This is a genomic window from Gluconobacter sp. (assembly GCF_047722525.1).
Taxonomy (GTDB): Bacteria; Pseudomonadota; Alphaproteobacteria; order Acetobacterales; family Acetobacteraceae; genus Gluconobacter.
In genome coordinates, this window is sequence record NZ_JBDNYY010000001.1 from 370,318 (window position 1) to 389,574 (window position 19,257).

The 19,257-nt window shown below is 56.2% G+C and carries 20 protein-coding genes, 1 tRNA gene and 1 pseudogene; 7 read left to right on the forward strand and 15 right to left on the reverse strand.

The window, feature by feature from the left end:
• Positions 1 to 70: 70 nt before the first annotated feature.
• The 9 genes from leuB to ABF859_RS01825 all read right to left on the reverse strand — a co-directional run bounded on the left by leuB (position 71) and on the right by ABF859_RS01825 (position 7,412).
• Positions 71 to 1,180: a 3-isopropylmalate dehydrogenase gene (leuB, locus tag ABF859_RS01785; RefSeq protein ID WP_415525536.1), complete on the reverse strand. Its 1,110-nt coding sequence runs from the start codon at positions 1,178 to 1,180 to the stop codon at positions 71 to 73.
• Complete coding sequence (leuD, locus tag ABF859_RS01790; protein WP_415525538.1) at positions 1,177 to 1,803, reverse strand: 3-isopropylmalate dehydratase small subunit; 627 nt, start codon at positions 1,801 to 1,803, stop codon at positions 1,177 to 1,179. The genes leuB and leuD overlap by 4 nt, the downstream gene beginning before the upstream one ends.
• Positions 1,803 to 3,230 (reverse strand): 3-isopropylmalate dehydratase large subunit, encoded by a 1,428-nt coding sequence (leuC, locus tag ABF859_RS01795; RefSeq protein ID WP_415525540.1) that lies wholly within the window; start codon positions 3,228 to 3,230, stop codon positions 1,803 to 1,805. The genes leuD and leuC overlap by 1 nt, the downstream gene beginning before the upstream one ends.
• A gap of 21 nt (positions 3,231 to 3,251) precedes the next feature.
• Positions 3,252 to 3,644: a 50S ribosomal protein L19 gene (rplS, locus tag ABF859_RS01800; protein WP_415525542.1), complete on the reverse strand. Its 393-nt coding sequence runs from the start codon at positions 3,642 to 3,644 to the stop codon at positions 3,252 to 3,254.
• 24 nt (positions 3,645 to 3,668) lie between these two features.
• Positions 3,669 to 4,373 (reverse strand): tRNA (guanosine(37)-N1)-methyltransferase TrmD, encoded by a 705-nt coding sequence (gene trmD / locus ABF859_RS01805; RefSeq protein WP_041110660.1) that lies wholly within the window; start codon positions 4,371 to 4,373, stop codon positions 3,669 to 3,671.
• Positions 4,370 to 4,912, reverse strand: coding sequence for a ribosome maturation factor RimM (gene rimM / locus ABF859_RS01810; RefSeq protein WP_415525544.1), 543 nt, complete (start codon positions 4,910 to 4,912; stop codon positions 4,370 to 4,372). The genes trmD and rimM overlap by 4 nt, the downstream gene beginning before the upstream one ends.
• A gap of 28 nt (positions 4,913 to 4,940) precedes the next feature.
• Positions 4,941 to 5,288: a 30S ribosomal protein S16 gene (gene rpsP / locus ABF859_RS01815; protein WP_211557497.1), complete on the reverse strand. Its 348-nt coding sequence runs from the start codon at positions 5,286 to 5,288 to the stop codon at positions 4,941 to 4,943.
• Between the two features lie 40 nt (positions 5,289 to 5,328).
• Entirely contained in the window at positions 5,329 to 6,756 is a 1,428-nt protein-coding gene (ffh, locus tag ABF859_RS01820; protein ID WP_415525547.1) for a signal recognition particle protein, read from the reverse strand.
• 128 nt (positions 6,757 to 6,884) lie between these two features.
• Positions 6,885 to 7,412: a Spy/CpxP family protein refolding chaperone gene (locus ABF859_RS01825; RefSeq protein ID WP_415525549.1), complete on the reverse strand. Its 528-nt coding sequence runs from the start codon at positions 7,410 to 7,412 to the stop codon at positions 6,885 to 6,887.
• A 220-nt stretch (positions 7,413 to 7,632) separates the two neighbouring features.
• On the opposite strand from ABF859_RS01825, the gene ABF859_RS01830 reads away from it, so the two are divergent.
• Positions 7,633 to 7,722 (forward strand) — tRNA-Ser (locus tag ABF859_RS01830).
• A gap of 156 nt (positions 7,723 to 7,878) precedes the next feature.
• The gene (locus ABF859_RS01835) at positions 7,879 to 9,087 is read left to right on the forward strand and encodes a tyrosine-type recombinase/integrase (RefSeq protein ID WP_415525551.1); all 1,209 of its coding nucleotides are present in this window, start codon (positions 7,879 to 7,881) and stop codon (positions 9,085 to 9,087) included.
• Positions 9,088 to 9,650: 563 nt separating this feature from the next.
• Here ABF859_RS01835 and ABF859_RS01840 read toward each other — a convergent pair.
• Both ABF859_RS01840 and ABF859_RS01845 read right to left on the reverse strand, forming a co-directional pair.
• Positions 9,651 to 10,133 carry a very short patch repair endonuclease gene (locus ABF859_RS01840; protein WP_172493697.1) on the reverse strand — a complete coding sequence of 161 codons (483 nt, stop codon included), beginning with the start codon at positions 10,131 to 10,133 and terminating at the stop codon, positions 9,651 to 9,653.
• A gap of 704 nt (positions 10,134 to 10,837) precedes the next feature.
• Positions 10,838 to 11,059: a helix-turn-helix transcriptional regulator gene (locus ABF859_RS01845; RefSeq protein ID WP_415525553.1), complete on the reverse strand. Its 222-nt coding sequence runs from the start codon at positions 11,057 to 11,059 to the stop codon at positions 10,838 to 10,840.
• Positions 11,060 to 11,244: 185 nt separating this feature from the next.
• Between ABF859_RS01845 and ABF859_RS01850 the strand changes: the two genes are divergently transcribed.
• On the forward strand, positions 11,245 to 11,802 hold the full coding sequence (locus ABF859_RS01850) for a helix-turn-helix domain-containing protein (protein WP_172493695.1): 558 nt from the start codon (positions 11,245 to 11,247) through the stop codon (positions 11,800 to 11,802).
• 60 nt (positions 11,803 to 11,862) lie between these two features.
• Here the strand turns inward: ABF859_RS01850 and ABF859_RS01855 are convergent, their stop codons facing one another.
• The 3 genes from ABF859_RS01855 to ABF859_RS01865 form a co-directional block, all read right to left on the reverse strand.
• Entirely contained in the window at positions 11,863 to 12,471 is a 609-nt protein-coding gene (locus ABF859_RS01855) for a hypothetical protein (protein WP_415525556.1), read from the reverse strand.
• 56 nt (positions 12,472 to 12,527) lie between these two features.
• Entirely contained in the window at positions 12,528 to 13,289 is a 762-nt protein-coding gene (locus tag ABF859_RS01860) for a hypothetical protein (protein ID WP_172493693.1), read from the reverse strand.
• A gap of 168 nt (positions 13,290 to 13,457) precedes the next feature.
• Entirely contained in the window at positions 13,458 to 13,946 is a 489-nt protein-coding gene (locus tag ABF859_RS01865; protein ID WP_172493692.1) for a hypothetical protein, read from the reverse strand.
• A gap of 471 nt (positions 13,947 to 14,417) precedes the next feature.
• On the opposite strand from ABF859_RS01865, the gene ABF859_RS01870 reads away from it, so the two are divergent.
• Both ABF859_RS01870 and ABF859_RS01875 read left to right on the forward strand, forming a co-directional pair.
• Positions 14,418 to 14,642 (forward strand): hypothetical protein, encoded by a 225-nt coding sequence (locus tag ABF859_RS01870; RefSeq protein ID WP_415525558.1) that lies wholly within the window; start codon positions 14,418 to 14,420, stop codon positions 14,640 to 14,642.
• Between the two features lie 357 nt (positions 14,643 to 14,999).
• Complete coding sequence (locus ABF859_RS01875; protein WP_415525560.1) at positions 15,000 to 15,380, forward strand: hypothetical protein; 381 nt, start codon at positions 15,000 to 15,002, stop codon at positions 15,378 to 15,380.
• A gap of 69 nt (positions 15,381 to 15,449) precedes the next feature.
• Here the strand turns inward: ABF859_RS01875 and ABF859_RS01880 are convergent, their stop codons facing one another.
• A complete protein-coding gene (locus ABF859_RS01880; RefSeq protein WP_415525562.1) occupies positions 15,450 to 16,298 on the reverse strand; it encodes an FkbM family methyltransferase in 849 nt (282 codons plus the stop codon).
• Positions 16,299 to 16,690: 392 nt separating this feature from the next.
• Between ABF859_RS01880 and ABF859_RS01885 the strand changes: the two are divergent.
• Positions 16,691 to 17,387, forward strand: a pseudogene (locus ABF859_RS01885) (IS5 family transposase); the annotation flags it as partial.
• Between the two features lie 208 nt (positions 17,388 to 17,595).
• Positions 17,596 to 19,215: a DNA cytosine methyltransferase gene (locus ABF859_RS01890; RefSeq protein WP_172493689.1), complete on the forward strand. Its 1,620-nt coding sequence runs from the start codon at positions 17,596 to 17,598 to the stop codon at positions 19,213 to 19,215.
• Positions 19,216 to 19,257: the final 42 nt, after the last annotated feature.

Sequence of the window (19,257 nt, forward strand, 5' to 3'; positions counted from 1 at the left end):
AACAAAAAAGGCGCCTTCCCTGAGGAAGACGCCTTGAAGGGGACGGAGCCAGAAAAGCCGCGCTGAAAAATCAGGCCAGCTTTTCCATTTCGCGAAGAACCGCCTGCCCCATCATTTCGGTGCCGACTCGAGCCATGCCCGGTGACATGATATCGCCAGTCCGCAGACCGGAGGCCAAAACGTTGGAAACAGCCGTTTCGATCAGATCCGCATCGTCACCCCGGTTGAGGGAATAACGCAGCAGCATGGCGAACGAGAGGATCTGGGCCAGAGGATTGGCGATCCCCTTTCCTGCGATGTCCGGAGCACTGCCATGGATCGGTTCATAGAGAGCATTGCGCCTGCCATCGGCACGAACCGGACCAAGCGTGGCCGAAGGCAGCATTCCCAGCGATCCCGTCAGCATCGAGGCCAGATCGGAGAGAATGTCACCAAACAGATTGCCGGTCACGATGACATCGAACTGGTTCGGATCACGGACGAGCTGCATTGCGCAGTTATCGGCCAGCATATGGGACAGTTGCACGTCCGGGTATTCGCGCTTGTGGACGTCGGTTACGACCTCTTTCCACAGAAGGCCGCTTTCCATGACGTTGCACTTCTCGACCGAACACACGCGATTGTCGCGCTTGCGGGCAAGATCGAAAGCAACGCGGGCCACACGCTCGATTTCAGAGGTCGTATAGACTTCCGTGTTGATCCCGCGGCGTGAACCATCCGGCAGGGTCTCGATCCCACGCGGCTCACCGAAATAGATGCCACCAACCGTCTCACGGACGATCATCAGGTCAAGCCCGCGCACCACTTCAGGCTTTAGAGCAGAAGCGTCAATCAGCGCATCAAACAGCTTGGCCGGACGCAGATTGGCGAACAGTTCAAGTTCCTTGCGGAGCTTGAGGATCGCCACTTCCGGACGTTTGTCAAAACTGACATGGCTCCAGGCCGGATCACCCACCGAGCCGAACAGAACGGCATCAGACTGACGCGCCAGTTCGACGACCTCATCCCGGATCGGCACACCATGTACGGCAAGGGAGGCCGCACCGACGAGTTCTTCCGTGATGTCCAGCTTCAGACCGCGATGTGCGCTCATCCAGTGCACGATCCGCGCAACTTCGCGCATGACTTCCGGACCAATGCCGTCTCCGGCCAGAACCAGAAGCTTGTATGCGTCGCTCATTTCGAAGTTCCCATGGTAATTGACGGCACCCAGGCACGGCTCGGACGGTGCTCGAAGCTGGTGATCTCGGCATCATGCGCCATGGTCTGCCCGATATCATCCAGACCTTCGAGCAGCATGTGGCGCCGGAACGGATCAACATCGAACGCGATCGTCTCGCCATTCGGACGCACGATCACCTGACGCTCCAGATCCACCGTCAGACGCGAATTTGAACCCTGACGGGCATCATCCATCAGTTCGTCGCAGATTTCGCGCGGCAACCGGATCGGAAGGATACCGTTCTTGAAGCAGTTATTAAAAAAGATATCGGCAAAGCTGGGCGCAATAACGCAGCGGATTCCGAAATCCAGCAGCGCCCAGGGCGCATGCTCACGCGAAGAACCACACCCCAGATTGTCATAGGTGATCAGGATTTCGGCATGCCGATAAGGCTCCTGATTGAGCACGAAATCCGGGTTCTCGTTGCCTTCGGCGTCATAGCGCTGGGCCGCGAACGCATTCTTGCCCAGCCCCGTGCGCTGGATGGTCTTGAGAAAACGCGCCGGAATGATCTGGTCCGTGTCGATGTTCTCGGTCGGCATCGGTGCCGCAATGGCGGTCAGTTCCGTGAACTTGTCCATCAGACGGTCTCCTTCACCAGTTCACGGACATCGCACAGACGGCCCGTGACAGCCGCCGCCGCCGCCATGGCCGGCGAACACAGATGCGTCCGCCCACCTGGGCCCTGACGACCTTCGAAATTGCGGTTGGATGTCGAAGCGCAGCGCTGACCCGGCGTCAGGCGATCCGGGTTCATCCCCAGACACATCGAGCAGCCGGCTTCGCGCCATTCAAAGCCTGCATCAAGGAAGACCTTGTCCAGACCTTCGGCTTCGGCTGCGTGCTTTACCAACCCTGAACCCGGGACGATCATGGCGCGAACACCCTCGGCCACGTGACGTCCACGAACCACGTCTGCAGCAGCGCGCAGGTCTTCCAGACGACTGTTCGTGCAGGAGCCGATAAACACCACATCCACCGGCGTCCCGGCGATCTTCTGCCCGGCTTCAAGACCCATATAATCCAGGGCGCGCTGGATCTGGGCTGCACGAGCCGGATCGGGCTCATCAGACGGAGACGGCACGGAACCATCAATCGGCAGCACGTCCTGCGGGCTGGTGCCCCACGTGACGGACGGGATGATCTCTTCAGCGGCGAGCGTAACTTCCGTGTCGAAGTAAGCCCCCTCATCAGAAGCCAGGCTGCGCCAGTAATCGCAGGCCTGCTCGAACGCTTCGCCCTTCGGTGCGAACGGACGACCCTTCACATAGGCGAAGGTCGTTTCGTCAGGGGCCACCAGACCAGCGCGTGCACCGGCTTCGATGGACATGTTGCACAGCGTCATACGCCCCGCCATGTCCAGATTACGGATCGCGGATCCTGCGAATTCAATGACATGTCCGGTCCCGCCAGCAGTACCGATCCGGCCGATGATAGCCAGCATGATGTCCTTGGCCGTCACACCCGGGCCGATCTTGCCTTCAACCGAGACGCGCATGTTCTTCGCGGGCTTCTGCAGGATCGTCTGGGTCGCGAGCACATGCTCGACTTCAGACGTCCCGATGCCGAATGCCAGCGAACCAAGGGCGCCATGCGTGGAGGTATGGCTATCGCCGCAGACAATCGTCATACCCGGCAGGGAAATGCCCTGCTCCGGACCGACGACATGCACGATCCCCTGAGAGGCGGAACGCAGCGGAAAATAGGGAACGCCGAACTCGGCGACATTCTTCTCAAGCGTCTCGATCTGGAGGCGGCTTTCCGGCTCCTCGATCGGCTTGGAACGGTCGGACGTGGGGACATTGTGGTCCACCACGGCCACCGTGGCGTCCGGACGGCGTACGCGGCGCCCGGACATCCGCAGACCTTCAAAAGCCTGCGGACTTGTCACCTCATGAACGAGGTGCCGGTCGATGTAGAGGATGCACGTCCCGTCCTCGAGACGTTCGACGACATGATCGTCCCAGATCTTGTCAAAAAGGGTTCTGGGCGAATTGGTAACGGGCATCCTGTCTCTACTCCGAACGGTTTAGGAAGCGGCCTTGCTGTCCGCCTTGGGCAGATCGCGGGGACGCTCGGCAATACGAGCGGACTTGCCCGAACGGCCACGCAGATAATACAGCTTCGCGCGACGGACCTTACCGCGACGCACGACCTCGATGCTGGCGATCGACGGAGCGTACAGCGGGAACACGCGCTCCACGCCTTCACCGTTGGAGATCTTGCGAACCGTGAAGTTGCTGTTCAGACCCTTGTTGGAACGGGCAATGACAACGCCTTCGAAGTTCTGCACACGCTCACGCGTGCCTTCGACAACACGGACGCCAACGCGGACCGTGTCACCTGCGATGAACTCGGGAACAGCGCGGGCGCCGGAAAGACGCTCGATCTCGCGCGCCTCATACTGCTGGATAATGTTCATGACCAAACTCCTGAAAACAAAACTTCAATGGACCTGCTGTCGTGCCAGATACGCATCCCAGAGGTCCGGGCGGCGCGCCTTCGTGACGGCGATTGACTGTTCATGGCGCCAGCGGGCGATGGCACCATGGTTGCCGGAGAGAAGAATGTCGGGCACGTCCCGCCCGTCCCACACTGCCGGCTTGGTGTACTGTGGATATTCAAGAAGCCCGTCGGCAAAGCTCTCGTCCTGACCGCTGACGTCCGACCCCATGACGCCGGGAAGAAGACGGACGCATGCATCCAGAAGAGTCAGAGCAGGAATTTCCCCCCCTGACAGTACGACATCGCCCATGCAGAGCTGTTCGATATCGTGCTTTTCCAGAACGCGTTCGTCCACCCCTTCAAAGCGACCGCAGAGAACCACGACCCCCGGCCCGGACGACAGGCGCTCCGCATCTTCATGCGACATGCGCCTGCCCCGCGGCGTCGGATAGACAACCGGACGGCCATCCAGCGCGGGAAGCGCCGAGAGGGCCGTGTCCAGAACGTCTGCCCGCATCACCATGCCGGCTCCGCCACCGAAAGGCGTGTCATCCACGGCCCGGTGACGTCCCAGTCCGTGCTGGCGCAGGTCATGCGCCTCACAGGACCAGATCCCCCGCTCAAGCGCCCGGCCCGCCAGGGAAAACCCCAGCGGCCCCGGGAACATATCGGGGAAAAGGGTCAGGATGTCCGCGCGCCAGCTCATGCCCGCACCTGGACCTCGCCGGAGAGATCCCCCTCGACCTCGACTTCAACGGGAGGGATAAGAACCACTTCCCGTTTTACCAGATCCACGCGGGGCACGCAGGCCAGCGTAAACGGCACGATCAGTCCACGATCCACTTCAAGGCTGACGCCCGCGCCGTAATCGTGAACCACCGAGACCGTTCCCAGAATATCTCCGGTTTCCGAGACGGCCGTCATGCCGATCAGATCGGCATGATAGAACTCGTCGTCCCCGGTCTTGGGAAGAACCGTACGCGGAACATACAGCTTTGCATTGACCAGACGTTCGGCAGCCGTACGGTCAGGAAGATCCTGTCCGCCAGCATCCGTCAGCGCAGCCACGCCTGCTGAAATCCAGCGCACGGTCCAGCTTCTCCCCTGCTCGTCATGCAGCGCGCCCAGCGTCTCGACCGAAGCCGGATCGTCGGTGGCAGCATGAAGATGCACCAGACCGCGAACACCGTGCGGGCGACCGACGGTGGCAATCAGGACATCACAGTCAGGGTTGAAGCGGGGCACGTCTCAGGCTTCCTGAAAAGCGGCTTGATCAGGCCGCGGCAGCAGCGGCAGCAGCGGCCTTGGCGCGCTCCTGAGCCTTCGCCTTCGGAGCGGACTGCTTCGGCTGCTCGTTGTAGGTCGGCTTCGGAGCGAGACCGGCGTTGCCGAGGAAACGGGCAACACGGTCCGTGGCGAGGGCGCCGTTGGACAGCCAGTGCTTGATGCGCTCGTCAACGAGACGGATACGGTCGGCATGATCGGCCGGCAGCATCGGGTTGTAGGAACCAACCTTCTCGATGAAACGGCCGTCGCGCGGGCTACGGCTGTCGGCCACAACGATGTGGTAGTAGGGACGCTTCTTGGCACCTGCACGTGCAAGGCGGATCTTGAGGCTCATGAAATACTCCTGAGAGACAGACTTGTAAAAACGGGACGGATCAGACGAAAGGCGGGCGTCCACCGGGCTTACCCCCGGGACCGCCAAGGCCCTTCATCATATCCGCCAGACCTCCTGCACCACCCATGCCACGCATCAGGCCACCAAGGCCCATCTTGCTGATGCGTTTCATCATGGTGGACATGTCGTTGAACTGCTTGAGCAGACGGTTGATCTCGGGAACCGTGGTTCCCGAACCTGCCGCGATGCGCTTCTTGCGGGACGCCTTGATGATGTCCGGCGTCTTGCGCTCCTGCTTCGTCATCGAGGAAATGATGGCCTTGTGACGCTTGAAGATCGACGTATCGATCTCCTTGTCACCCAGCATGTCCTTGATCTTTCCCATCCCCGGCATCATGCCGAGAATACCGGAAATCGAGCCCATGCGGTTGATCTGGTCGATCTGGGAGACATAGTCATCCAGATCGAACTTGCCCGCGAGCATCTTCTTGGCGACGCGCTCACCTTCCTCGTGGTCGAGGGTTTCGGCAGCACGCTCCACCAGCCCGGCAACGTCACCCAGGCCGAGAATACGGCCGGCAACACGCTCGGGGTGGAATTCTTCAAGCGCTTCGAGGTTCTCACCCGAACCAGTCAGCTTGATCGGCGCGCCCGTGATCGCCTTCATGGACAGGGCCGCACCACCGCGCGCATCACCGTCCATACGGCTCATGACAACGCCGGTAATGCCAACAGCCTCGTTGAACGCCTTGGCGGTGTTGACGGCGTCCTGACCGGTCATCGCATCGACGACCAGCAGTGTCTCGGCCGGATTGGTAAGAGCGCGGATTTCCCGCACCTCATCCATCAGCGCCTCATCAATCGACAGACGGCCTGCTGTATCGAGAATGACGACGTCGTAGCCTTCAAGACGCCCCGTCTCCAGAGCACGCTTTGCGATCTGGACGGGAGACTGCCCGGCAATGATCGGCAGAGCCTGCACACGGCCGGTCTTGGCGTTGACGCGCTCGGCCAGCTGCTGAAGCTGGAGCTGCGCAGCCGGACGCTGGACGTCCAGGCTGGCCAGAAGGATTTTCTTGTGTTCGCGGCTGGACAGGCGCAGTGCGATCTTGCCGGACGTCGTGGTCTTGCCTGAACCCTGCAGACCCACCATCAGCACCGGAACCGGCGGATTGGCGGACAGGTTCAGCGGCACCGCCCCTGCCCCGCCAAGCGCGTCAATCAGCGCGTCATTGACGATCTTGGCGACGGCCTGACCGGGAGAAACGCTTTCCAGCACTTCCTGCCCGACAGAACGTTCACGGACCTTGTTGACGAAGTCCCGCACCACAGGCAGAGCAACGTCTGCCTCCAGCATGGCGAGACGCACTTCACGCATGGCCTCGGTGACATCAGCCTCCGAAAGCTTCCCGTTCTTGGAAAGCCCTTCGAGGACACCGGACATCTTGCCTGAGAGTTGATCGAACAACGGGTCACCTTAAAGCAAACAGAAACACGCCACTGCGCGAGTCTTCGCGAGGTGGCGTGTCCGGAAACAGGACTGCTCTATCGTCTTGATGCAGAAGCGTCAAGCAATAGACGCAGGATCAGCCGTTTTCAGGGCATATCGTCCGGATCGCCTTCCGGCGGGTGCCCCATCAGAGCCTTCATCTGTTCATGAAGTGCCTTGAGCTTGTCCATCGTATCCTTGGCCTGCTGGCGCTGAGCCGGCGTTAAAAGGTCATGAAGCTCTTCCATGGTCTCAAGGTGAAGTGCGGAGATCTTGGCCTTGACCGCATCCTCCTGCCTACTCAGATCTGCAAGAGCGGAGCGATCCAGATCTCCTGCCGTTTCAAGCGCAGCATGGATCTTTTCGTCGATGGCACGCCCTTCAAGACGCAGGGCATGCTCGTCCTGATGCGCCTTGTCAAAAATGGTCTTGAACTTCGCTTTCTGCGTAGCTGTCAGCGTAACGCCAGGCGGAATGGGAGGCATCATGTGACCCGGACCACCATGCGGACCTCCCGGCGGAGGACGCAGGCCGTCCGGAGAGTGATGCCCTTCAGCCGAAGCCACAAGAGGAGCCATCGCCAGACCGAGGGCAGCAATGACAGGAAGGAAAGCAACGGGACGAAAGATCGTCATGGACGTCATATCCTTGGAGGTTATGGCAGCCGGAGACGCAGACATCGCGCCTCCACATCATTCTAGATGGCATGCTTCAATGTTGCTGACCTCCCCCTCATGCGTTTCAAAAAGTAAGGCGAAAGGGTTCATGTAACACGATGGCTTGACGCCGGATGCTTCCCGTCGCATGAAGCACTCAGATCCGCGCTGCGCTTTTCAGAAATGAGGGCCGCCGGATGGAGAGGTGGCCGAGTGGTTTAAGGCAGCGGTCTTGAAAACCGCCATACGTGAGAGCGTATCGTGGGTTCGAATCCCACCCTCTCCGCCAGAAGATATATTCCATGACATTCCATGATGCGCATCCGGCCTTGAATTCGGCGGGTTTCCGACGATTTTAACGATCCAGAGCGTACTGTGGCAATCCTTGAAGCGCATGCAATGCGGGGGTAGTTATGGGGGTATCAGACTGGTCTTGGGGGTATCGATGCTGACAGATGTCCAGCTCCGGCGCATTGCCCCGAAAGGCAAGGCTTACAAGCTTGCAGACGCAGGTGGTCTTTTTATTCTGGTCCAGCCTAACGGATCGCGCCTCTGGCGTATGAAGTATCGCTTTGGTGGCAAGGAGAAGCTCCTTGCATTTGGTACTTACCCTGAAGTGACGCTGGCAAAAGCGAGAGACGCCCGTGATCAGGCGCGTAGCGAGCTTCGTGCCGGTCGGGATCCTTCATTGACCCGCAAACAGCGTCAGGCAGAAGCCCGCCAGACAGATCACCAACTCAGAAACGTTGGAGAAATCTGGATCGCTTCCCAGGCCTCGCGCTGGACCCCGCGCCACCGGAAAGACGTCGAAACAAGCTTGGAGCGGTTCGTCTGGCCTGATCTGGGCTCTCTCAATCTTGACGATATCACTCCGCCAATGGTGCTCGCGACCATCAGAAAGATCGAAGCCGGAAGAGCCAGGGAAACGGCACGCCGGATACGTCAGAGACTGAGCGCGCTTTTCCTGTTCGGCATTGCCCACGGTCTGGGCACACAGGATCCCGCAGCGGTCATCAAGGGGGCACTCGTCCCGCTGAAAAAAGGTCGTCAGCCCGCCATCACCGATCTGGGGGAGCTGCGCGATCTGTTCCGTCAGGTTGAAGCCATTCCGGCTCACCCTGTGACGTTACTGGCGCTCCGCTTTCTGGCCCTTACCTCTGTACGTCCCGGCGAGGTCCATGCCATGGGCTGGCACGAACTTTCAGAGGATCGATCCGTCTGGCTGATTCCGGCAGAGCGCATGAAAATGCGTCGGGAACATGAAGTCCCCCTCTCCCGACAGGCGCGGGAGATTCTCGAGGCAGTTTTCCTGCTGACAGGCAAAGGGCCGCTCGTTTTCCCAAACAACCGATGGGCGCATCGCCCGATGAGTGAGAACGCGCTCAGTTATCTTCTTCAGCGGGCAGGATATTCCGGGCGCCACGTTCCGCACGGCTTCCGGGCGTCATTCTCGTCAATCATGAACGAACGCTACCCGTCCGACAGGGCCATCATCGACCTCATGCTGGCGCATCAGAACAAGGATCGGGTGGAAGCAGCCTATAATCGTGCTCTTCATCGTGAGCGACGAAAAGAACTTGCCCAGGTCTGGGCCGATCTTCTTATGGACAACGCTTCACCCCCAACTGATTTGCTCGGTCACCAAAAGCGATAGACAGTCACCCCCATCTTTCGGCAGAAGCCAAACCAGAAACAGATCGAAAATCAATATCGTTCTTTGGTTAACGGCATGTCAGGGCTTCACTTGAGTGGAATGTCTGCCTGGCAGGGAATGAATTATGAAAGTCGTTTTTTGTTGGGCAGGTACGGACGGCGTTCCACGCAGCTTACACAGAAGACGCCACTTTCTGCACAAAATGATAAATTTTGACTTTCTAATGAGGAAACCTGCTGAATCAATCGAAAGGGCTGTCTGTGCGCTTGGGGTCTGATGCCGGAACAGATTACGTACCTGATGACAAAGGGAATGAAGAATGAAGCGCTGGATGATTATTGCCGAGGATGGCCGTCACGCAACGCTTGGTCAGTACCGCTGTCCTACTGAAGAAGAAATCAGTCGGGTAGCCGCGTCTTTATCTGCCAATAGGCTGGGTGCATGGCTCGTTTTGGGAGACGGAGACTATTATCAGATTCGAAGGCCGTTCGAACTGGAGAAGGTCCGACAGGTTTCCGAGAGCGAGGTTTCCTGGGAGGTGGCTGAAACACGGTTCATGGATCTCAGGAGCCGGAACAGTTCTCCGACCGGGTAATTTTTTCCTGAAGAGAGTACAGTTTCCGGTCAGAGCGGATCCAGGAAATCGTTTCGGCTACCAGCGTTTCCCACGGAAGACGTCCGGGTCCCCTCATGGCGCATTCCCAGACCTCAAGAACTCGCCAACCCTGATCAAGCAGGGCCAGACGATTTCTGTCGTCCCGCTCCCGGTTTCCGGAAATTTTAGCACGCCAGAACTCCGTGCGGGTTCCGGGTAAGCGGAACAGATGACAGTGATGACCATGCCAGAAACATCCGTGAACCAGAATGACAGCTTTCCAGCGGGGCAGAACGATATCGGGTCGTCCTGGTAGTTTCCGATCATGGAGACGATAACGGAACCCTTCTGTATGCAGGGCCTTGCGGAGGAGGATCTCAGGTTTCGTATCCTTGCCACGGATCCCGGACATCATGCGGCTACGAACATCCGGAGAAACAATGTCAGCCAATGGAAATGTCCACGCAGACTAATGAAAGTTCCCTTTTGCGCTTCGGATATTCAACGAACTGCATGGTCGTCCGGATGCTGGATATACAGAGCCAAAACTTCTGAAAGGTAGTCCGCACCGTTCGGATCATAGCGTCACAAAACGGCTCCAGCAGAGGCAAAATGCTCTGCGGCAAGGTAGCGGGGCTGGTGTTATCATTTACAGGCACAACCCGCATACAACTCATCTCCACGAAATCTTATGATGCACCGTATGTGGATCGCATGCCGCCATGCGGTCTGGTAAGTCGTGAAGACATATAATGATCAGGCTCAAAATGCCATGAAACATCAACCTGATCTTCCTGCTCTCTCGTACATCAAAACTGAACCCCGTTCAGAACATCTGGCAATTTCCGAAGATCAACCGGTTGTCAAAACGCCGTTCTTGATAGCTTTCTGGACATCAATAATACTGCCCATTTCACTCGGAAGCATTCTCTCTCCATATACAGATAATATCCGCCGAACAGATCTCTGAAAATAATTACCTGAATATGATCAATAGATCATGTATAAATTCTGGAATTCCGAATGCGGGTCAACACAAAATATATCCAATAAAAAATAATATTTTATAAATTATTGTGATTTAATATTTTTATTTGTGCGGCAGATCTTATCAAATAAAAATCTACCGCACAATAAGAGGTTTTAATTTAAATATTATTCTTTATTCCTTTCATCGTCTTTAGGATCTCTACGTTTAGATGCATTTTTTTTGAGCCAAGCCTCAAGGTCACTGTCCAGCCAGCGAACGGCCCGTGGCCCAAATCTATGTGATGGCGCAGGAAATTTCTGCGCAATCACGAGCTTGCGAAGGTAGCCCGATGAGAGGCCGACACGACTGGCGACCTCCCGGATTGATAGTAATGAAACAGGAGACATGATTTAGCTCCGTGAAACCGACGGGAAGAGCCCGCTCTCACAGCGAATCGTATAGTGATACCCTGTGATTCATTATTGACTCCGATACGGAGACGACGCCACAATTCTTTTCTGTTTACAAACGCTCTAAAATCTGAATAGTGATTCGCATATTATCACTATGACTGATTTTTGGAAAATATTCCATGGTAAGAACAATTCCAGACGATTTAAGGAAAGTGCCTTTAACCGCAGACGATTGCCGAAGTGCTCGTGCTCTTCTGGGCTGGGGACAAGAGGAACTCGCGGCGAGATCTTCTGTGCCACGTGTGACGATTTCGCGCTTCGAAGGGGGATCTTCCACGCCCGTCATTAAAACTCTTGAAGCCCTGCGGGCAGCTTTTGAGTCGACGGGACTATACTTGCGGGATATCGATGGACGTCATCGCCTTTTTATCAAGACATCATGCTGGCTTGTTGCCTTCCTTAAGACATCTCAACAGATCGAAATCGGTGATCGCATCGAGGTTGACGAGGGGCCTGACGAGCTGCTGATTCTGAGGAATGTGTCCCGCGATGATGACATCCGGGCAGCAGGCGCACCTTTGGGAGGGCAGTGGCGCTACAATTATGCCCGGGCAGGCGACAAGGGTATCGTTTACGAGGTGAGCCCGCCGCGACAGGATCCCGATTATGGCGAAGTCTGTCAGGTTTCTTACCGGCTTGATCCGTTTGATATCGAAACTGCGATCAGGAGCGCCTGAAAACAGGCCGCCTACCAATGATTTGGCAAGGCGACCTGAAAGCTTTTGCCGAGTATCCGGTTACTCAGCACGCTGTCCCTGAGACCGTCTTAAACGAACGGTACACGAGGTCTCACCATGGGTGGCAGTCTGGGTCGTTTCCCCACATTGCCGCAAAATCGCAGCCATGTGCCCGCGATTTTCTTCCAGAATCTCGCCCCAAACGTCGACATCGCCCTGATCATTGGTGATGTCCCGGGCAACGTCCGTGATATCGCGCAAAAGCAGGGGAAAGCCCCACTCCGTCTGAAGCCATCCCCGATTTCGCTCGATGACTGTTCCGACAGAGATCAGGAAAAAACAGGCAACACCGGCCAGAAAAGCCCTCAACAGCCAGTCGCTCAGTCCTCCGCCGAAAGGACCAGTCCCGACAAAACTGTTCATCCGACGCGTGACGATGCGATCGATTTCCGTTTGTGCGCTCCGGATCCGGCTTTCGTCCTGTTTGCGAAGCCGTTCCAGGGTCGTGTTCAACTGCTGGGTCGTATGGAGGTTTCCTTCCCGGAGTTGAAGGACGAGGAGTGTCAGATGCTGGACCTGCTCACGCAGGTCATGCACCACCACGTAGACAGGGTCATCCTTATTTAGCAGCGCTGCGTCGCAGGCCTCCTGGAAGGCCTGCTCGCTCATGATCCTGTCGTTCCCGGGAGGAATGGCACGTGAAAACCGGGGCATCAGGAAGCCGGTCATGGAAGTTTCTCCTCGAAGTCTTCAAGTTGTGCCTCAAGGGACTTCAGCCATTTCCGAACATGATTGGCCCGGATCAGCCGCAGCACGGCGCCATTGGGTGCCGGACGTCCAGCGGCGGCGTCCCGGAACAAAAACCGGTTCTCTGCCAGAATCCGGGCGCCCCGCAGGGTTTCCATGAGCACGATTTCGGCGCCCGCTTCGAGAGCCTGCAGGATATCGGGATGCTCAAGAAGACCTTTAAAACCCGCCCGTCCTTTGGTGCTTTCGTCGGCGAGTGCCTCGTTCAGCACAAAAATGACGTTGACATCATCCAGTGCGCCCATGGCCTGCAAACGGCGATAGGGCGCGAGATAGTCGGCGTCAGAGCCAAGCATAAACAGAACTGTCACGTCAAAGCCGTGCGTACCCAGAAATGTCACAATATCCAGATCGTGCAGGATCCGCGGCCCGATCAGATCGCCGCCACCCAGATCGATAACGCCGCTGATCCGGTTTTGCACCAGGTCGTCCACGAACTCCTCAGCCGTTGTCAGGAGAGTGTTGTCTGAAGCGTCATCCGCAGTAACGGCATCCGCAAAATAATGACTGGTTGACTGGTTCGTACGATCCAGGTCCGCAACCCTGACGTCTCGTCCGGCCCGTCTGGCGCGTTCGATCAGATTGACCAGCATCATTGTCTTGCCACTGCCGCCGCGTCCCTGCGCAAGAAGCAGGATACGCCTTCTGTCCTGGTTGTTGTCGGTGTTTTCGCTGGACATTTCTGTCTCCTCCCATTGCCACTGAATGAAAGAGAGAAAGTGGTGTTTTATTCAATAAAAACAGATCTTTACGCGCGGACCTCTGGCGGTGTCAGGAATGCTGTGAAGCGCTCCATGACGATCCAGGTGATGAATGAGCGTTCACCTCACTTTTAGGTGATGAGTGTCCTACTTAGGTCGTGGGGGCATGGGAATCGCACTTTTGCCCAGTCGCTCCTGAATGTCCTGCAGACGCTGCCTGCCAGCCCCGGCTGAGGAGCGCCCGACCGGTTCAGGAGACTTTTCAGGAAGCCTGACCGAAGGTTGGTTTTTCACTCTGACGGGCGTCTCGACGTGTACGGGATCGGATTGCACCTGTTCCTGCTTTCGGCTCCGACTGGCCCGAGGACGTCGCAATGGAGGTCGGGTGTGCTGGAGGCGTTTCCAGGCTTTCTGAACGGATTCCAGCGTCGGAACGCGTCCTGCCCGGTCCCGAAGGTCCAGACGGGCCACCACACTCATGAAGAGTTTCCAGTCCATCCGGCCATTGACGCACTGGGCTTCAAGCTCGGCAACATTGTCCCGCATCCAGCGCGTCAGCGATCCGGCAGTGACCTCTGAGCGGGCCTGTTCGAAGAGTTCGGCAACGCCGGGTTTCCGGGTCGTCCTGTCTGCCATGGTCTGAAGTTTCTGGAAGTTACCTGCCAGCCTTTCGGATGTTCTGCCTCATCTGCATGTGGCGTTTTTTTTTCGAGCAAAACAAGACATTTTCGGGATCTGTTTGATCCCTTTTGTTCTCTTTCTTCCTAATAGAGAGACAATACAGGGACATTACAGGCACTTTTTTTGCCACCATTTTCCCTGTCCTGAAGAGCACGCTACCGCAATTTCATACGCACACTTCGTATGCGCATGAAATCGCTGGTTTTTTTCTCCTCTTCTGCTGTCTCTATCGCATTTGAAAATGCTCCCTTTAAGTCTTTGATTTTATGGATATTCCCTGAAATCCGCTATGAAGTGCGCGATGTGAAGAAAGGCATTTTTTCCCTGTGTTTCCGACTGCACGGTTTTTCCGTCATTTCCCCAAGGGACTTCGACTGGAGACGCTGGTGCATTTGTCTTCAATTTTGAAACATATGGTGAATATCCATGTCCCACTTTTCCTTATCCGGCTTCCTGCCACCTCCCGATGACGTGCTGCATGCCACTGTCGAATTGAAGGCCCTGATGGCCGTTCAGGGCCTGATGCTCCTTGAACTTCTTGGTGGGAGTTCGGCCGCGCATCATGCGCTCGAAGGCATCGTCATCCTGCATCGCGATCTTGAATATCGCTTTGAGCAACTGGAACGCCTTCTTCTGGATCAGCCCGGCTGAAGCGCTCAGGCCAAGACATTCATTTCAACATCATCATTTCTGTCACGGCTCCGGCGCACTCACTGTGTCTGGAGCCATTTTTGTGAGGGCCATGTTCTTATGACTCAGGACTTCCGTTTTGATCCTGTCCGTTTTGCCCTGCCTGAAGGGCATAGTCTGTTCCCCATACGGGATCTGGATTGTTACGCGACACTTGCCGCTCGTGTAGGCGTCTGTCCGCACGGATTCATGCTCGCGGACCTTGGGCCGGATGCCTGGGCGCTTCGAAAGACATACTGGGCTCCCAGGAACGACACGTGGCGGGCTTTTCGATCTGCTGTTCAGCAACGGCATCCTCATCTTCCCGCATGGGAAGACTTGACCCAGAACGGAATAAAATTCGCCTCGCTTTATGAACTGGCCGTTTATCGTCGGTTGCTGGCTCTTTTGCCAGGCGACGTCATCCTGAAAGTTCATCCCAGACTGAAAGACTGTTTCTGCGACCCAAAGGCCGAAGGGGATTTTTGCCTGACGTCACAGCACACCGGAAAGAAAAGTTTTATCGAAGTCGTCGGCGCTTTTGATCAGAGTTTCTCAGCCCATTCGGCCTTGCAGCAGGAACGCCGTCCTGAAACACTCCGGCGTCTCCACCGGTATCCGGCTGACGAACGACCCATCCTGATTTTCAAGGACATGGTGTGCGATCCGGAGCTTCGGGACGCAGCGCTCCGACAGGCTTTGGCCATCGTCAGGACATGATGAGGGATCCAGACTGTCTCACGTCTGTATGAGACAGCCTGGAGCGCAACGGATTGTTCAGCGACAGCTTTAGAATCTGGACAGAAGAATATTTCCCCGACTGCGCCCACGGCGTGCATATCCAGCCCGACGAAGCACAGGCAAAATATCCTGGGCCCATCGGGCACTTTCAGTGTCTTCCATAATAATATGGTCAGGCAGAAGCGTCATCGGAGCAGCTCGAAAGAAAGGAAGAAGCGCACGGTCCTCATAGCCTTCAATATCAATTTTCAGAACGTGAATGGCTGTTGCATCGCACTGGTACAGGATATCCAGAAGTGGCCGGACACGGACCCTGTCTCCCGGTCCATCCTCACCCATTCGACCACTTCCGAAATCCCTGTTTGTCTGAACTAGCATACCCATTCCGTCATGATCGCCGACAGCTACCTGAAACAGATCCGCTTTCAGGCCATTGAGCGCCATATTTTTTTTGAAGCGGTCAAACAGCGTCCTGTTCGGCTCGATGGCGATAACGCGGGCTTCTCGTTGAGCGGCGTACAGAGAAAAGAATCCCATATTCGCGCCAATATCGACAAATGTCCCACCTCTGGGCAGGTGACGGGAAATCCATCGGGTCTCCCGGTGATTGTAGCAGGAACCACAGACTGCTGATTTTGCATCTGTCTGATTGTCCCGTGGATAAAAACGGACCTTGAGACCGAATAATGTCGCATCGACAGGGTCCGGGCGGTCCTTTTTGAAGTGTTCGATGAACGGGCGACGAAGGCGGCTGTATCCCAGCGGGGTATTGAAGAAGATTTTTCGGATCCACTGCTGCTTCTGCGTGAGGGGATACGATCCGAATGGAATGATGCTTCTAGAATATCCGTCTTCGGGCGCGCTCTGCGCCAAAGCCTGATTGGATTTCACGGACATGAGTTGTCACCATATTTCAGCGCCCTACGACAGGCGTGTTTAGGCATCGGCGCCGTCCTGGCGTCGGGTGGGTCGTAGCGTGTGAAACAAGGTGAACTCACGCCCTGCCTATTTCCAGAACGCTGAACAGCCGAAGCCATTCACCGTTGGACATAGTCCAAGGTGTTGTATTTGGCAGGCCACCCGACATAGGGGCCCCCCTGTTTCAAAAGCGCTACGACACGCCACTTGCAGGATAGCAGGAACACGCCATCATCGCCATGCGGCGGTTTCCTGCTTCGGTGTTTTTCGTGATAATCAGGATTGTGAGCGTTGCGCGGCGATGGCTACTTATTGTCACGTGAGCCTTGTAGGGCTTCACATGAGGCTTCAGTTATAATTCAAACCCTTGGATGGAACGCTTTGTGCTGAGGGATGCCCAATGGGCGCCGGTTGAGCCCCACGGCCTTGGCAAATCGACAGATCTGGGCCGAAGTGGTGAATACAGTCAGCTTTTTATGGAAGCGGTACTTTGGATTGTCCGAACGGGAAGTCCATGACGTTTAAAGCACCGCTTTTCGTCGCTTGGACGACTGGCGCAATGCCGATGTCTTCGAGTGGGTTTTCGATGCCATGATCGATGCGACGATCGTGAAGGTTCATCGGTACGGTCAGAGCGCAAAAGAGGGACGCAGAGACAAGCCCTTGGCCGCGCGAAAGGCGGCGTGACGACGAAGATCCTTGCGCTGGGGGATGCCTTGGGAAATCTCGCGCATTTCGGTCTAATGCTAGGGCAGCGCTTCGACAGCGTGGATGTGCCGCTGTTGATTGAAGGCCTCGAATTCGAGGCCTTCATCGTCGATGAAGGCATTAGACAATAATACCATTATCGCTGAGCTCAACAAAGGGGCGCTATAGTGGACATTTCCCAACAGCCAAGGCGCTCAAAGCCGCTACCCCTTGCAGGGGAAAATGTATAAGTGGCGGCACTTGATCGAGAACTTTTTCTGCAAGCTCAAGGAGTTCAAACGCATCGCGATGCGGGCCGACAAAATAGATGAAAGCTTTAGCGCCATAGTCTACCTCGCCGCACCCATCATCCATTCACGGTACAGCCTCACAAGCCTTTCCCATCGAGAATACCATTTCCCATTTCTGGCCGACAGAGTGTATGCTGGTAACAGGATATCCGAGAGGTGCATGGCTGGTGATTTGCTGTCGCATGGTCGACTGTGTAGACTTTGGAAAACGGCCTGTCATTTCGCATCGATAGTGGTAGACACCCCCTATTACCCGACTTTCGGAAAGCACGCGAGTTTTGTCAAAATATTCGGTCGTCGACATTTTTGCAGGTCCAGGCGGCCTGGCTGAGGGATTTTCGAGCGTTTTAGGTGTCGATGGCCAACACGTTTTCAATATCGCCCTTTCAATAGAGAAAGAAACTTCCGCCCACGAGACGCTGCGCCTTCGCAGCTTCCTGCGCCAATTTGAGGGTGCAGTTCCTGCTGTGTACTACGATTTCATCAACGGCAAGGTGTCCGAGCCCGACTGGGCTTCCCTGTATCCAGATCAGTGGACGTCCGCTACGGACGAGGCTTGGCAATTCGAGCTTGGAAAGGAAGACCCGTCGGAGCGGCTTAACAAACGACTTGATGCTATTCGCGACGCGACCCAAGGCGACGCCATCCTTATCGGGGGGCCGCCGTGCCAAGCCTATTCGCTCGCCGGCCGTTCGCGTAATGCGGGCAAGGAGGGTTATGTCGCTCTCCAAGACAACAGGCACTTCCTGTATCAAGAATATATCCGGATACTTGACCGCCTAAAGCCAGCGGCTTTTGTCATGGAAAATGTGAAAGGCATGCTATCCGCCTCAGTCGACGGCGCAAACCGTATCTTCGATCAGGTACTTCGTGACTTGCGAGGAGAACGAGAAGGTGGTCAGCCTTATCGGCTGATCGCATTGGATCCACGAAGCCGCCAGCAGCCTGATCTTGGGCAGTTCGAACCACGCGCGGCTGACTTCATCTTGCGTGCCGAGGAATTCGGTGTGCCTCAGGCACGCCATCGCGTCATCGTGGTTGGCCTTCGAGCGGACGTCGCGGAAGGTCTGCCAGACAGGGCGCTGGCCGACCTCATGGTCCGGCACAACCTGAAGACGACAGTCGGGCACGCCTTGAATGGCATGCCAATACTACGCAGTGGCCTTAGCCAAGAGCCGGATAGCTCTGATGCTTGGCACAGAACGGTACTAAAGGCGATGACCTTTGTTGCCGAGCTGGAAACCGGTCTGACCGATGATCAGCATGCAGCCTTTACCGAACGTGCGAGCGAATATTATCATCGCTTTGAAGCATTGAACGATCTTCCCGGTCGCGATGGATTTGGCATTGGGATTTCTGAGGACTGCCCAGACGATCTACGGAACTGGCTAACCGACATAAAGCTAGAAACGCTTCCTAACCATGCGACGCGAAGCCACATGAGCAGCGATCTTGCGCGCTACTTCTTCGCTGCGGTATTTGCCGAGGTTACCGGCAAATCACCCAAGGCGTCGGATTTCCCGGAAGAGCTCGCGCCAGCACACGAAAACTGGACCTCCGGCAAGTTTGCTGACCGTTTCAGGGTCCAAGTGGCAACAGGACCATCTACTACAGTCACAAGCCATATTTCCAAGGATGGGCACTACTTCATCCACCCTGATCCGCTACAGTGTCGCAGCCTGACAGTCAGAGAAGCTGCTCGGTTGCAGACGTTTCCCGACAACTATTTATTCAAGGGGAACCGTACGCAGCAATATACTCAAGTTGGTAACGCCGTGCCGCCTCTGCTTGCACGCTGGATCGGCGAAGCTCTCTACGAAATACTTACCTCTGACTGCGACGAAATTGCATTTAGATCCAGAGAATCTCTTTCCTCCGAGGCAGACGAGATGGAGTGATCATTTTAGCCGTCACTGTTGTAAAATTGAATTATTTCAATT